The sequence below is a fragment of the Cellvibrio sp. ARAG 10.3 genome, assembly GCF_051846955.1.
Taxonomy (GTDB): Bacteria; Pseudomonadota; Gammaproteobacteria; order Pseudomonadales; family Cellvibrionaceae; genus Cellvibrio.
Genome location: NZ_JBPYCU010000074.1, coordinates 1 through 716 on the forward strand (window position 1 = coordinate 1; position 716 = coordinate 716).

Sequence of the window (716 nt, forward strand, 5' to 3'; positions counted from 1 at the left end):
GCAATTTCCGTCGCCAGCCGATTGGCTAACAAGGCACGCTCCGGAGCCGGTTCCTCACGTAGCGCCTGGATGACGGGTTCGGTAATCAGAATGCCCATGCCCGGTGCGCTGATCGCATCGAGATCCTCGACCGAGGGCGCATCCGCCGTTTGCAGTAGAGGTGCGAGATCATGGTCGACATCCAGCTTTTCGTCTTTCACCTGCAGGCGAAGACCTTGGCCAACGCGGGTTTTTAACTTCTCGCAATTCGCACACAAACGAACCTGCTGCTCGCCGACTACCGACGTTACCCATTCGCTCGCGGCATCAGACGTGCGCCACAGGCGCGTCACGCGCTGATCGGCCGGTTGGTCAGCTGCAGGACTGCTGGGCGCCAGGTGTTCGTAGCCAGCCTCTACGCTGTCACCTATGGTATTGATCGCTGGCTGGCCCTCACCACCCGCTTTCTGGCCGTGGGTCCAGGTGATACCCTCTTTGCCCGGATCTTCCGTGATTTCTGCTTCCGATGTGGTGGGGTCGCTGCCCTTCTGGGTTTTTTGTTTCCAGGATTCACTCTTGGCAATCTTGATCCAGCCGTCCACAGGATTACGGCCAGCGATATTATCGTTAACGACTTCATGACAACTTTTCACAGAGAGGTTGTACGTGTCGCGCGCATCCGCCAATCCCTTGGTCACGAAGTCATACAGTCCAGGATTTATTTCCTGCACTTTAGA

1 pseudogene is annotated in these 716 nt (G+C 57.0%); it reads right to left on the reverse strand.

Going from position 1 to position 716, the window contains the following annotated elements:
- Positions 1-716, reverse strand: a pseudogene (locus ACSV5M_RS21855) (hypothetical protein); the annotation flags it as partial.